The sequence below is a fragment of the Klebsiella sp. D-Nf1 genome (assembly GCF_002810515.1).
Taxonomy (GTDB): domain Bacteria; phylum Pseudomonadota; class Gammaproteobacteria; order Enterobacterales; family Enterobacteriaceae; genus Klebsiella; species Klebsiella variicola.
Window position 1 is genome coordinate 20,742 of sequence record NZ_PIOK01000005.1, and the last position, 12,886, is coordinate 33,627.

Annotated in this window: 11 protein-coding genes; 4 read left to right on the plus strand and 7 right to left on the minus strand. The window is 57.7% G+C overall.

What is annotated here, in order from left to right:
- Positions 1-92: 92 nt before the first annotated feature.
- On the minus strand, positions 93-662 hold the full coding sequence (gene ppiA, locus CWM54_RS19095; RefSeq protein ID WP_002920238.1) for a peptidylprolyl isomerase A: 570 nt from the start codon (positions 660-662) through the stop codon (positions 93-95).
- Positions 663-939: 277 nt separating this feature from the next.
- On the opposite strand from ppiA, the gene tsgA reads away from it, so the two are divergent.
- Positions 940-2,127, plus strand: a complete 1,188-nt coding sequence (gene tsgA / locus CWM54_RS19100; protein WP_061153118.1) for an MFS transporter TsgA — start codon at positions 940-942, stop codon at positions 2,125-2,127.
- Here the strand turns inward: tsgA and CWM54_RS19105 are convergent.
- Positions 2,124-3,446 carry a cytosine deaminase gene (locus CWM54_RS19105; protein WP_061153117.1) on the minus strand — a complete coding sequence of 441 codons (1,323 nt, stop codon included), beginning with the start codon at positions 3,444-3,446 and terminating at the stop codon, positions 2,124-2,126. The genes tsgA and CWM54_RS19105 overlap by 4 nt on opposite strands.
- Positions 3,447-3,684: 238 nt before the next feature.
- Between CWM54_RS19105 and nirB the strand changes: the two genes are divergently transcribed.
- The 3 genes from nirB to cysG all read left to right on the plus strand — a co-directional run bounded on the left by nirB (position 3,685) and on the right by cysG (position 8,077).
- Positions 3,685-6,228: a nitrite reductase large subunit NirB gene (gene nirB, locus CWM54_RS19110; protein ID WP_100698138.1), complete on the plus strand. Its 2,544-nt coding sequence runs from the start codon at positions 3,685-3,687 to the stop codon at positions 6,226-6,228.
- Positions 6,225-6,551 (plus strand): nitrite reductase small subunit NirD, encoded by a 327-nt coding sequence (gene nirD / locus CWM54_RS19115; RefSeq protein ID WP_012540420.1) that lies wholly within the window; start codon positions 6,225-6,227, stop codon positions 6,549-6,551. Before nirB ends, nirD begins: the two co-directional genes overlap by 4 nt.
- 152 nt (positions 6,552-6,703) lie before the next feature.
- Complete coding sequence (cysG, locus tag CWM54_RS19120; RefSeq protein ID WP_100698140.1) at positions 6,704-8,077, plus strand: siroheme synthase CysG; 1,374 nt, start codon at positions 6,704-6,706, stop codon at positions 8,075-8,077.
- A 74-nt stretch (positions 8,078-8,151) separates the two neighbouring features.
- On the opposite strand, the gene trpS is transcribed toward cysG, so the two are convergent.
- The 5 genes from trpS to damX all read right to left on the minus strand — a co-directional run bounded on the left by trpS (position 8,152) and on the right by damX (position 12,805).
- Positions 8,152-9,156: a tryptophan--tRNA ligase gene (gene trpS / locus CWM54_RS19125; RefSeq protein WP_008807022.1), complete on the minus strand. Its 1,005-nt coding sequence runs from the start codon at positions 9,154-9,156 to the stop codon at positions 8,152-8,154.
- Positions 9,149-9,910: a phosphoglycolate phosphatase gene (gene gph / locus CWM54_RS19130; RefSeq protein ID WP_012540418.1), complete on the minus strand. Its 762-nt coding sequence runs from the start codon at positions 9,908-9,910 to the stop codon at positions 9,149-9,151. Before gph ends, trpS begins: the two co-directional genes overlap by 8 nt.
- Positions 9,903-10,580 (minus strand): ribulose-phosphate 3-epimerase, encoded by a 678-nt coding sequence (gene rpe, locus CWM54_RS19135; protein WP_004202179.1) that lies wholly within the window; start codon positions 10,578-10,580, stop codon positions 9,903-9,905. Before rpe ends, gph begins: the two co-directional genes overlap by 8 nt.
- A 17-nt stretch (positions 10,581-10,597) precedes the next feature.
- On the minus strand, positions 10,598-11,425 hold the full coding sequence (gene dam, locus CWM54_RS19140; protein WP_074387066.1) for an adenine-specific DNA-methyltransferase: 828 nt from the start codon (positions 11,423-11,425) through the stop codon (positions 10,598-10,600).
- A 78-nt stretch (positions 11,426-11,503) separates the two neighbouring features.
- Positions 11,504-12,805, minus strand: a complete 1,302-nt coding sequence (gene damX, locus CWM54_RS19145) for a cell division protein DamX (protein WP_100680885.1) — start codon at positions 12,803-12,805, stop codon at positions 11,504-11,506.
- Positions 12,806-12,886 lie beyond the last annotated feature (81 nt).

The following is a 12,886-nucleotide window of genomic DNA, read 5'->3' on the forward strand; positions in this document are numbered from 1 at the left end:
TCGTCCCCTATGTGCCACAAGTATAAGCAGCAATTTCAGGTTATGCCGGGAGGCGACCGGACGCGGCGATAGCACACCGCGCCGTGGAAGGATTAGGGCAGCACTTTCGCAGAGAGGATAACGACTGGTTTGGTCGGCACATTCTGGTACGGGCCGACGTTATGGGTCTGGACCTGGGAGATCTTATCCGCAACGTCCATACCTTTCACTACCTTGCCAAACACCGCATAGCCAAAGTCGCGCTGACCATGGTCAAGGAAGGCGTTATCCGCCACATTGATGAAGAACTGGCTGGTGGCGCTATCCTGATCGGCGGTACGCGCCATCGCGATGGTCCCGCGGGTGTTGCGCAGGCCGTTGTCTGCTTCATTCTTGATCGGCGGGTTAGGCTGTTTCTGCTGCATCTGCTCGTTAAAGCCGCCGCCCTGCACCATGAATCCCGGGATCACGCGGTGGAAGGTGGTGTTGTTGTAGAAGCCACTGTTGACGTACTTCAGGAAGTTATCCACGGAAATCGGGGCTTTCTGGCTGTTTAACTCAAGCTCAATATTACCTGCCGAGGTGGTCAGCAGCACATGCGGATCGCCCTTTGCCGCCATGGCCGGGGAGAACGCTGAAATGGCGAAAACGGCAGCCATCGCCGCCAGTGTTGATTTGAGCATGGAAATTCCTTAACGGAGCAGAATAAAAGCGAGTGCCTTGATTCTAAAGAGCCTTTGCATCCTGGGCCAGCCTTTTACCAAATTTTACTTAGCTGTAATAATTGTAACCGCGCAAACGTTATCCTGTACGACGGATAAAGTGTGATGAAAGTCACATTAACCTATGCAAAAGATAACCACTTTCACAATAAACATTTGATTACATCACCTGAACGAATAAAATCTGTCCGCCCGGCGCAGCGTCAACGCGCTTTACCTTTCTATTCACAGGCCAGTCATGACTAACAGCAACCGTATTAAGCTCACATGGATCAGCTTCTTCTCCTACGCCCTGACCGGCGCGTTGGTGATCGTCACCGGGATGGTGATGGGTAACATTGCGGATTATTTCCATCTGCCCGTTTCCAGTATGAGCAACACCTTTACCTTTCTGAACGCCGGTATTCTGATCTCCATCTTCCTCAATGCCTGGCTGATGGAAATCGTGCCGCTGAAAACTCAGCTGCGCTTTGGCTTTATTTTGATGGTGCTGGCGGTGGCCGGCCTGATGCTCAGCCACAGCCTGGCGCTGTTCTCCGCATCGATGTTTGTTCTCGGCCTGGTGAGCGGGATCACCATGTCGATCGGGACCTTCCTGATCACCCATATGTATGAAGGCCGTCAGCGCGGGGCGCGTCTGCTGTTTACCGACTCCTTCTTTAGTATGGCGGGAATGATTTTCCCGATGGTCGCCGCCGTCCTGCTGGCGCGCAGCATCGAGTGGTACTGGGTTTACGCCAGTATCGGTCTGGTGTATGTCGCCATTTTCGTCCTGACTTTTGGCTGTGATTTCCCGGTGCTGGGCAAAAAAGCGCAGAGCGAAAACAGCCAGCCGGTAGTGAAAGAGAAGTGGGGCATCGGCGTGCTGTTCCTCTCCGTTGCGGCGCTGTGCTACATCCTCGGTCAGTTGGGCTTTATCTCCTGGGTACCGGAATATGCGAAAAGCCTGGGCATGAGCCTCGGGGACGCCGGTAAACTGGTGAGCGATTTCTGGATGTCCTACATGATCGGCATGTGGTCATTCAGCTTTATCCTGCGCTTCTTCGACCTGCAGCGTATCTTAACCGTCCTCGCCGGGCTCGCGACGGTGCTGATGTACCTGTTTATCAATGGTTCGCCAGAGCACATGCCGTGGTTTATTCTGACCCTGGGCTTCTTCTCCAGCGCCATCTACACCTCGATCATTACGCTCGGCTCGCAGCAGACGCGGGTCGCTTCGCCGAAGCTGGTGAACTTTATCCTCACCTGCGGCACCATCGGCACCATGCTCACTTTCGTCGTCACCGGCCCGATTGTGGCTGCCAGCGGTCCACTGGCAGCGCTGCACACCGCTAACGGCCTCTATGCCGTGGTGTTCGTGATGTGCTTTATCCTCGGCTTCGTCTCCCGTCACCGCCAGAACAACGCTCAGGCGGCGTCTCACTAAGCCTTCGGCCCCTTTGCGTCCGCAAGGGGGCTGTTCCTCATAAAAGAGAGCTCCTCGCCACCGCGGTCGGTCTGGATCCAGGTTTGCGCCAGCTGGGTGGTCGCGATCACCCTTCCCTGGCGAATTGACCAGCGCACAGGCACCTGGCAGCGGACGGCCTCAAAGCCATTCTCCGCCGGGAGAATGATCAGGTTAGCCGGGTTGCCGCTGACAATGCCGTAATCCTCCAGGCCAAACGTGCGGGCGCTGTTGTCGGTGATAAGCTTCAGGCCATCGTTGATCTGCTGGTAGCCCATCAGCTGGCAGACGTGCAGCCCCATATGCAGGACCTGCAGCATATTGCCGGTCCCCAGCGGGTACCATGGGTCAAAGACGTCATCATGACCAAAGCACACGTTGATCCCCGCCGCCATCAACTCCTTCACTCGGGTAATCCCCCGTCGCTTCGGGTAGTCATCAAACCGGCCCTGCAGATGAATATTCACCAGCGGATTGGCGACAAAGTTGATACCAGAGAGCTTAAGCAGGCGGAACAGGCGCGAGGTATAAGCGCCATTATAGGAGTGCATGGCGGTGGTATGGCTGGCCGTCACCCGCGCCCCTATTCCCGCCTTTAACGCCAGCGCGGCAACGGTTTCAACAAAGCGCGACTGTTCATCGTCAATTTCATCGCAGTGAATATCCAGCGGGCGGTCATATTTCTGCGCCAGCCGGAAGGCGATATGCAGCGACTCCACACCATATTCACGGGTGAACTCAAAATGCGGGATGGCCCCAACGACGTCCGCCCCCAGCTTGAGGGCCTCCTCCAGCAGCGCCTCGCCGTTGGGGTAAGAGAGGATCCCCTCCTGCGGAAAAGCGACAATCTGCAACTCGACCCATGGCGCTACCTCCCGTTTGACCTCCAGCATCGCTTTCAGCGCTGTTAACGTGGGATCGGAGACGTCGACATGAGTGCGGACAAACTGCACGCCATTGGCGATCTGCCACTTCAGGGTTTTCCACGCCCGGGCTTTGACGTCCTCATGGCTGAGCAGCGCTTTTCGCTCCGCCCAGCGCTCAATCCCCTCGAACAGGGTGCCGGACTGGTTCCAGTGCGGCTCGCCGGCCGTCTGGGTGGTATCCAGGTGGATATGCGGCTCAATAAAAGGCGGGATCGCCAGCCCACCGCGAGCGTTCAACACTTCGTAACTTTCGTCGCTCGCCTCGCCCATCGGCGTGATCTCGCCAAAGCGGCCCTTATCAATCGCTATCTGCCACAGGCCGTCGCGGTCTGCCAGGCGTACGTTCTGAATTAACCAAAGCGGCGCTGCTGTCATATCACCTTCTCCATTCAATATGGCTAGTTTTCTGCCCAACCCCAATCGCGGCCCATCCAATTCTTGTACACAAAATCAGCAAAAAGGAAAAGCCAGCGTTTTCCATAACTTATAAAAATACTGACAAATCAATCATATACCCATTAAGTGGTAGGTGAAGTTGTCATTGATTTGCATCAATAAGCCTGATGGCTGAATCGTTAAGGTAGGCGGTAATAGAAAAGAAATCGAGGCAAAAATGAGCAAAGTCAGAATCGCTATCATCGGTAACGGCATGGTTGGCCATCGCTTTATCGAAGAGCTTCTCGATAAGGCGCCTGCCGGACAGTTCGACATTACCGTGTTCTGTGAAGAACCGCGTATCGCCTACGACCGTGTCCACCTGTCGTCTTATTTCTCCCACCATACCGCAGAAGAGCTGTCGCTGGTGCGCGAAGGTTTCTATGAGAAACACGGCGTCAAGGTGTTGGTCGGCGAACGGGCGATCACCATCAACCGCCAGGAGAAGGTGATCCACTCCAGCGCCGGGCGCACCGTGTTCTACGACAAGCTGATTATGGCGACCGGCTCATACCCCTGGATCCCGCCGATTAAAGGCGCGGAAACTCAGGATTGCTTCGTCTATCGCACCATTGAAGATCTTAACGCGATTGAATCCTGCGCCCGTCGCAGCAAACGCGGCGCGGTGGTCGGTGGCGGCCTCCTTGGCCTGGAAGCCGCAGGCGCCCTGAAAAACCTCGGCGTGGAAACCCACGTGATCGAGTTCGCGCCGATGCTGATGGCCGAGCAGCTCGACCAGATGGGTGGCGAGCAACTGCGGCGCAAAATTGAAAGCATGGGCGTGAAAGTTCACACCAGTAAAAATACCAAAGAGATCGTCCAGCAGGGCACCGAGGCGCGTAAAACCATGCACTTCGCCGACGGTAGCGAGCTGCAGGTCGATTTCATCGTCTTCTCAACCGGGATCCGCCCGCGCGATAAGCTGGCCACCCAGTGCGGGCTGGCAGTCGCCCAGCGCGGCGGCATCATGGTCAACGATAGCTGCCAGACCTCCGACCCGGACATCTACGCGATCGGGGAATGCGCCAGCTGGAACAACCGCGTGTATGGCCTCGTCGCGCCGGGTTATAAAATGGCCCAGGTGGCCGTCGACCATCTCCTCGGCAGTGAAAACAGCTTCACCGGCGCCGACCTCAGCGCCAAGCTGAAGCTGCTGGGTGTGGACGTGGGCGGGATCGGCGATGCCCACGGCCGTACGCCGGGCGCCCGCAGCTACGTTTATCTCGACGAAAGCAAAGAAGTCTACAAACGTCTTATCGTCAGCGAAGACAACAAGACCCTGCTCGGCGCGGTACTGGTCGGCGACACCAGCGATTACGGCAACCTGCTGCAGCTGGTGCTCAACGCTATTGAGTTGCCGGAAAATCCGGATTCGCTGATCCTCCCGGCCCACGCCGGCAGCGGCAAGCCGTCGATCGGCGTCGATAAACTGCCGGACAGCGCGCAGATTTGTTCCTGCTTTGACGTCAGCAAAGGCGACCTGATCGCCGCCATCAACAAAGGCTGCCACACCGTAGCGGCGCTGAAAGCGGAAACCAAAGCCGGTACCGGCTGCGGGGGTTGTATCCCGCTGGTCACCCAGGTGCTCAACGCCGAACTGGCGAAACAGGGCATCGAAGTGAACAATAACCTGTGTGAACACTTCGCTTACTCCCGCCAGGAGCTGTTCCACCTGATCCGCGTCGAAGGTATTAAAACCTTCGACGAACTGCTGGCCAAACACGGCCAGGGCTACGGCTGCGAAGTCTGTAAACCGACCGTTGGTTCCCTGCTGGCCTCCTGCTGGAATGAGTACATCCTCAAACCTCAGCACACGCCGCTGCAGGACACCAACGACAACTTCCTTGCCAACATTCAGAAAGATGGCACCTATTCGGTGATCCCGCGCTCCGCTGGCGGCGAAATCACGCCGGAAGGGCTGGTCGCCGTGGGCCGTATCGCGCGTGAATTCAATCTGTACACCAAAATCACCGGCTCCCAGCGCATCGGCCTGTTTGGCGCGCAGAAAGACGACCTGCCGGAGATCTGGCGGCAGCTGATTGAAGCAGGCTTCGAAACCGGCCACGCCTACGCCAAAGCGCTGCGAATGGCGAAAACCTGCGTCGGTAGCACCTGGTGCCGCTACGGGGTCGGCGACAGCGTCGGCTTCGGCGTGGAACTGGAAAACCGCTACAAAGGCATCCGCACCCCGCACAAAATGAAGTTCGGCGTCTCCGGCTGCACCCGCGAATGTGCGGAGGCCCAGGGCAAAGACGTGGGGATCATCGCCACCGAGAAAGGCTGGAACCTGTACGTGTGCGGTAATGGCGGGATGAAGCCGCGCCACGCCGATCTGCTGGCCGCGGACCTTGATCGCGAGACGCTGATTAAGTATCTCGACCGCTTTATGATGTTCTACATCCGCACCGCCGATAAGCTGACCCGCACCGCGCCGTGGCTGGACAACATGGAAGGCGGCATCGACTATCTGCGCAGCGTCATCATCGATGACAAGCTGGGCCTGAACGACCATCTGGAAGAGGAGCTGGCTCGCCTGCGCGCCGCCTTCGCCTGCGAGTGGACCGAAACCGTCAACAACCCGGCGGCGCAGACCCGCTTCAAACACTTTATCAACAGCGACCAGCGCGACCCGAACGTACAGGTGGTGCCGGAACGTGACCAGCACCGCCCGGCCACGCCCTATGAGCGCATCCCGGTCACGCTGGTGGAGGAAAACGTATGAGCCAGTGGGTAAACATCTGCAAAATTGACGACATCCTGCCGGCCACCGGCGTCTGCGCGCTGCTCGGCCAGCAGCAGGTGGCAGTCTTCCGTCCCTACCAGGACGACAGGGTATTCGCCATCAGCAACATTGACCCGTTCTTCAACGCCAGCGTGCTGTCTCGCGGGATTATCGCCGAACATGACGGCGCGCTATGGGTTGCCAGCCCGCTGAAAAAGCAGCGCTTCCGCCTGAGCGACGGCCTGTGCATGGAAGATGCCAGCCACTCCATCGCCCGCTTCGACGCCCGGGTGAAAGACGGCCAGGTGCAGCTTAAAGCGTAAGTCCTCTTCCTCCCCCCGGCTACGGGGGGAGACATAAGCAACACTTCTGACCGACAACGCATGAGTGCGGGATAAGTCGCATGTTTTGTATTACCTTTGCTGCTATTCTACGACCACGCATTTTCTACCCCTTATTTTCATGAGGTTATTCTGTGGATCACTTACCCATATTCTGCCAGTTGCGCCAGCGGGATTGTTTACTGGTTGGCGGCGGGGATGTCGCCGAACGCAAGGCCCGTCTGCTACTGGATGCTGGCGCAAACGTCACGGTCAATGCGCTCGACTTCACCCCGCAGTTTCAGGTGTGGGCCGATTCACAGATGCTAACCCTGGTGCAGGGGGAGTTTATCCCCTCGCTGCTGGACACCTGCTGGCTGGCCATTGCCGCTACCGATAATGAGATGGTGAACCAGCAGGTCAGCGATGCGGCCGAAGCGCGGCGTATCTTCTGTAACGTGGTGGATGCCCCGCGTCAGGCTAGCTTTATTATGCCATCCATCATTGACCGCTCGCCGCTGATGGTCGCCGTCTCTTCGGGCGGGACATCGCCGGTACTGGCGCGCCTGCTGCGCGAGAAGCTGGAGTCAGTCTTACCCCTGCATCTCGGCCAGCTGGCCCGCTATGCCGGCCATCTGCGCGCGCGCGTTAAGCAGCAGTTTGCCAGCGTGGGCGAACGTCGCCGCTTCTGGGAGAAGCTGTTTGTGAACGACCGGCTGGCGCAGTCGCTGGCCAATAACGATCGGCAGGCGGTGGCGGATACCACCGAGCAGCTACTGACGGAGCCGTTGGAGCATCGCGGCGAGGTGGTGCTGGTTGGCGCCGGTCCCGGTGACGCCGGGCTGCTTACGCTCAAAGGCCTGCAGCAGATCCAGCAGGCCGACGTGGTGGTTTATGACCGGCTGGTTTCCGACGACATCATGAATCTGGTGCGTCGCGACGCTGACCGGGTATTCGTCGGCAAACGTTCTGGCTACCACTGCGTCCCGCAGGAGGAGATCAACCAGATCCTGCTGCGTGAAGCGCAAAAAGGAAAACGCGTGGTCCGGCTGAAAGGCGGCGATCCCTTTATCTTTGGCCGCGGAGGGGAAGAGCTGGAAACCCTCTGTGAGGCGGGCATCCCCTTCTCCGTTGTTCCAGGCATCACCGCCGCCTCCGGCTGCTCCGCCTACTCGGGGATCCCGTTAACACACCGCGATTTCGCCCAGGGCGTCCGCCTGGTCACCGGCCACCTGAAAACCGGCGGCGAGCTGGACTGGGCGAACCTGGCGGTGGAGAAGCAAACCCTGGTGTTCTATATGGGTCTGAACCAGGCGCCGGCGATCCGCGAGAAGCTCATTGCTCACGGCATGGCTGAAGATATGCCCGCCGCCATCGTCGAGAACGGCACCGCCGTGTCGCAAAAAGTGGTCAGCGGCACCTTAGGGCAACTGGATATCCTGGCGCAGCAGATGGCCAGCCCGGCGCTGATCATCGTCGGTCGCGTGGTTGGCCTGCGGGATAAACTGAACTGGTTCTCGAACCACTAACCTTCGCCTCCCCACGTGGACGACAGACATAAAAAAGGCGGGATAATATCCCGCCTTTTTAGCTGTTGCGTCGCTTACGGCCTGGCGACAAAACCAATCGCTTCGTATACCGCTTTCAGGGTCTGAGAAGCGCGCGCGCTGGCTTTCTCTGCGCCGTCTTTCATTACCTGGTTGAGAAACGCTTCGTCGTTACGGAAACGGTGATAGCGCTCCTGCAGCTCAGTCAGCATGCCCGACACCGCTTCAGCGACTTCGCCTTTCAGGTGGCCATACATTTTGCCTTCAAAATGCTGCTCCAGCTCAGGAATGGTTTTCCCGGTGACCGCGGAGAGGATATCCAGCAGGTTGGAGACACCCGCTTTTTCTTTCAGGTCGTAGCGTACCACCGGCGGCTCGTCGGAGTCGGTGACCGCGCGTTTGATCTTCTTGACCACCGATTTCGGATCTTCCAGCAGGCCGATGACGTTGTTGCGGTTGTCGTCGGACTTGGACATCTTCCTGGTCGGCTCCAGCAGCGACATCACGCGTGCGCCGGACTTCGGAATAAACGGCTCAGGCACTTTAAAGACATCGCCATAGATGGCGTTAAAACGCTGAGCGATATCGCGGCTCAGTTCCAGGTGCTGTTTCTGATCTTCCCCTACCGGAACCTGGTTGGTCTGATACAGCAGAATGTCAGCGGCCATCAGTACCGGGTAATCAAACAGACCGGCGTTGATGTTTTCCGCGTAGCGTGCGGACTTGTCTTTAAACTGGGTCATGCGGCTCAGTTCGCCGAAATAGGTGTAGCAGTTCAGCGCCCAGCCTAACTGGGCGTGTTCCGGCACGTGCGACTGAACGAAGATGGTGCTTTTTTGCGGATCGATGCCGCAGGCCAGATACAGCGCCAGGGTATCCAGGGTCGCCTTGCGCAGCTGCTGCGGATCCTGACGCACGGTAATGGCGTGCTGGTCCACGATGCAATAGATGCAGTGGTAATCGTCCTGCATGTTTACCCACTGACGCAGCGCACCCATGTAGTTGCCAATGGTCAGTTCACCTGAGGGCTGTGCGCCACTAAAAACGATGGGCTTAGTCATGTTTCAATTCCTGAGTTTCACTGTGCGGTAACCCGAGAGCGGGTAAGAGTTCATTAAACTGGTCGAAGAGATAGTCCGGCTCGCTCAGCGCAAGCGGTTCGCCATAGTTATAACCGTAGGTCAGGCCGACAGAGCAGCAGCCTGCCGCTTTGGCCGCCTGAATATCATTGCGCGAATCGCCGACGAACAGCAGCTCGGCAGGAGCCAGAGAGAGCTTTTCCGCCACCAGCAGCAGCGGTTCCGGATGCGGCTTTTTGTTCTGCACGTCATCGCCGCCAATCACCACGGTAAAATATTTCGCGATATCGAGCGCGTCCAGCAGCGGGGCGACAAACGGCGTCGGCTTATTGGTGACCAGCGCCAGCGGCAGGCCTTTGGCATGCAGCGCGCCCAACGTATCGGCCACCGCCGGGAACAGGAAGCTACCCTCTTCCGCCGTTTCGGCGTAATAGCGGTCAAACAGTTTACGCAAAATGCGCAGCTGTTCGTCTTGCGGAATATCATGATCGTCGACGGAAGGCTTACCCATCGCCGCCCGTAACGTCGCACGCTCCTGACGAGCCCAGGTCAGCGCCCGCTCCATCAGGACATCGGCGCCGTTGCCGATCCAGGTGACAACGCGTTCTTCTCCCGCCACCGGCAACTCCAGGGCGTAGAGGGCGTTATCAACCGCCGAGGTTAGACCCGGCGCGCTGTCCACCAGCGTGCCGTCGAGATCAAACGCGATGCCGCGGATCGCCTGTAATTTATCCATGACTCACCTTCGCTAATTCACTACGCATTTGATCAATCACTTTCTTGTAGTCCGGCTGACCGAAGATCGCCGAACCGGCAACAAACATATCCGCACCCGCCGCGGCGATTTCGCCAATGTTGCTGGCTTTCACGCCGCCATCCACTTCCAGGCGAATATCGTAGCCAGAAGCATCGATGCGCTGGCGTACTTCACGCAGTTTATCCAGCGTCTGGGGAATAAAAGACTGGCCGCCAAAACCCGGGTTAACCGACATCAGCAGGATCACGTCCAGCTTATCCATCACATAATCGAGATAACTCAGCGGCGTTGCCGGGTTAAACACCAGGCCCGCTTTACAGCCGTGCTCTTTAATCAGCTGCAGGCTACGATCGACGTGTTCGGAGGCTTCAGGATGGAAGGTGATGATGCTGGCGCCGGCTTCAGCAAAATCAGGAATGATGCGGTCGACCGGCTTCACCATCAGGTGGACGTCGATCGGCGCGGTAATACCGTAGTTACGCAGCGACTTCAGCACCATCGGGCCAATCGTCAGATTCGGCACGTAGTGGTTGTCCATGACGTCGAAGTGCACGACATCCGCACCTGCCGCCAGCGCCTTCGCGGTATCCTCACCCAGACGGGCAAAATCAGCTGACAGAATCGAAGGGGCAATCAAATACTGCTTCATCCGCATCTCCTTGAAATTTATTTGGTCTTAGGCGGACGGTAGAGCGCTAATAGCTCATCCACCTTTTTACGCGTACCACCGTTGCTGCTGATGCTGCGCCGAACCTTCACAATATGTGTTTCTGCCGCGTTTTTATACCATTCCTGCGTCAACGGTGTGCGGTGGTTGGAAATCAACACCGGGATCCGCTTTTTCATCAGCGATTCCGCCTTTTGCGCCAGCAGTACCTGTTGTTCCAGATTGAAGCTGTTGGTGTGGTAGGCGGTAAAGTTCGCCGTCGCCGTCAGCGGCGCATAGGGTGGATCGCAATAAACCACCGCGCGGCTATCGGCACGTTGCATGCACTCTTCATAAGATTCGCAGTAAAACTCGGCGTTTTGCGCTTTCTCGGCGAAATGATAGAGCTCTGCCTCGGGGAAATAGGGCTTTTTATAGCGGCCAAACGGCACATTAAACTCGCCGCGCAGATTGTAGCGACACAGGCCGTTGTAGCCGTGGCGATTCAGATACAGGAACAGCACCGCGCGACGCAGCGGATCCTGGCTTTGGTTGAATTCATCACGATACTGGTAGTAGCGCTCAGCGATGTTGTTTTCCGGGACAAACATCTCACGCGCAGCGGCGACGTATTCGTCGGTACGCAATTTAACGATGTTGTACAGGCCAATTAAGTCACTGTTGATATCCGCGAGGATATAACGAGAAAAGTCGGTATTGAGAAATACCGACCCGGCGCCCACAAAGGGCTCGATTAAGCACTCGCCTTCCGGCAAATGCTTTTTAATATCGTCAAGCAGGGGGTACTTCCCCCCTGCCCACTTCAGAAAAGCGCGATTCTTTTTCATGCTGCCTAACTAATTACACATTCTCCGGCTGTGGAGAAAGCTCCGACAGCATCCTGCGCTTAAGACTACCCCACGGCATTATTTCAGGTCAGCCTGAACCTGATGCAGTGGTTTTGCCCATGGATTTTTCGCCTGCACGTCCGCCGGCAGTGAGGTGACAGCGCGTTTCGCTTCTTCTTTCGAAGCATAGATACCGCTCACCAGCACGTACCACGGTTGGCCGTTACGCGACGTTTCATAGACAACATATCGATCCAGCTTCTCTTTCTTCGCCCAGTTGTTCAGGTTGTCGTAGTTAGAGGAGCTGCTGAGCTGCAGGGTATAGTTACCCGACGGCGCAGATTTCATTGAACTCACGTCACCTGCCGTTTTACCGCTCTTCGCGGCTGGCGCTGCCGTGGCTGCCGTTGCGGCTGGCGCGGCAGTGGTGGTGGTTGCTGTTGCTGCCGGTTTGCTCTGCGCTGTTGCCACCGGTTTGCTTTCGGTTACGGTGGTTTTCGCCGGGGCGGTAGTCGCCGCGCTTTCAACATGCTTCGGCTGAACCGGCTTCGTTTCTACCGGCGCTTTTGCCACGGCCTGAGGCTTCGTCTGTGGCTTCGCTTCGATAACGGTGTGCTTACGCTCAGCCGGACGCGGCGTTGCAGCCGTCTGACGCTCGGTCGCCTGGCGCGGAGCCGCAGTGCCATTGGCACCATTACGGATCTGCGCGACGGTTGCCGGTTCAGTTGGCAGCGTCGAGTTAGCCACAGCGCCGTCCAGCTGGCCCTGCTGCTGGGTCAGCGCATTGTTCAGATCGCCCTGAACTTCAACACGCTGCTGGCCCTGCGGTTCTGCCGCGGCCTGGCCCTGCGTCGGGTTCGCGGCAATAGGCGGAACCGTTACGTCCTGCTGTGGGGCGGTATTGGCGGAGGTCTGTTCCTGGCCGGCAGCAGGCGTAGGCGTGCTGGTGGACTGGTCGTCAGACAGATTAATGCTCTTCTCGCCGGAAGCGGTCTGCTGGCTGGACGATGATGGCGATTTCAGCGCAGAACCGATACCCACGATTAACAGCAGCAGCACCAGAATCCCCACGCCCATCATGATGTACTGACGGGAAGCAGGTTTGGCTGGCGCTTTTTTACGCTTGCGCGGACGACGCTCTACAGGCTGCTCTTCGAGCAGTTCCTCGTCTTCCGCATCCAGTTCTTCTTCGAACTCTTCCTCTTCACGCTCGCGACGGGCCTTACCGGCGCGCGTCGGACGGCCTTCATCGGCATCAAGATCGACGTCGTCAAAATTGATCTGCGGATCGGCATCACGCTCGGAAGACTGACGGGAACGACCAGCACGACGATCGTTGCGATCGGCTTTCATATCGTCTTCTGGTTTGAAATCATCCATTTAACACCCCACTAAAAGGCTTATGCTCACGATTATTGCACATCACCCGAAATGATAACGCCGCGCGAACGCGGCCAGACC

Coding starts and splice junctions, on each gene's coding strand:
- ppiA (WP_002920238.1), bottom strand. CDS start 662: ATGCTCAAATCAACACTGGCGGCGATGGCTGCCGTTTTCGCCATTTCA.
- tsgA (WP_061153118.1), top strand. CDS start 940: ATGACTAACAGCAACCGTATTAAGCTCACATGGATCAGCTTCTTCTCC.
- CWM54_RS19105 (WP_061153117.1), bottom strand. CDS start 3,446: ATGACAGCAGCGCCGCTTTGGTTAATTCAGAACGTACGCCTGGCAGAC.
- nirB (WP_100698138.1), top strand. CDS start 3,685: ATGAGCAAAGTCAGAATCGCTATCATCGGTAACGGCATGGTTGGCCAT.
- nirD (WP_012540420.1), top strand. CDS start 6,225: ATGAGCCAGTGGGTAAACATCTGCAAAATTGACGACATCCTGCCGGCC.
- trpS (WP_008807022.1), bottom strand. CDS start 9,156: ATGACTAAGCCCATCGTTTTTAGTGGCGCACAGCCCTCAGGTGAACTG.
- gph (WP_012540418.1), bottom strand. CDS start 9,910: ATGGATAAATTACAGGCGATCCGCGGCATCGCGTTTGATCTCGACGGC.
- rpe (WP_004202179.1), bottom strand. CDS start 10,580: ATGAAGCAGTATTTGATTGCCCCTTCGATTCTGTCAGCTGATTTTGCC.
- dam (WP_074387066.1), bottom strand. CDS start 11,425: ATGAAAAAGAATCGCGCTTTTCTGAAGTGGGCAGGGGGGAAGTACCCC.
- damX (WP_100680885.1), bottom strand. CDS start 12,805: ATGGATGATTTCAAACCAGAAGACGATATGAAAGCCGATCGCAACGAT.